The organism is Leifsonia sp. SIMBA_070, assembly GCF_046534635.1.
Classification (GTDB): domain Bacteria; phylum Actinomycetota; class Actinomycetes; order Actinomycetales; family Microbacteriaceae; genus Leifsonia.
The window spans coordinates 1-236 of record NZ_JAWRYK010000941.1 but is presented as its reverse complement, the minus strand read 5'-3'; the positions used below and the strand labels follow the sequence as shown (position 1 = coordinate 236).

Here is a 236-nt window from a genome sequence, read left to right as displayed (position 1 = left end):
CCCGGCAGGCGAGTTGACCGGGACGCCGTAGGTCGACGAATCCATCACGATCTGATCGAGGCGATCCCCGATGATGTACGTGCCGTTGTCCGTCGGTGTGGAGTCCTTGCCCATCGACGTCGGCATGGTCTTGATGACCTCACCGTTCTCGGAGATGGTGATCGTCTTGGTGTTGTCGTCGGCGACGGCGATCAGTTCACGGCCGATGGTGAAGTTCGTCTTCAGGTTCTCCTGGC

1 protein-coding gene is annotated in these 236 nt (G+C 60.2%); it reads right to left on the bottom strand.

Annotated elements, in window-relative coordinates; genetic code table 11:
* On the bottom strand, positions 1–236 hold a 236-nt coding region (locus SB754_RS22970; RefSeq protein ID WP_410784562.1), incomplete at both ends, for a L,D-transpeptidase family protein.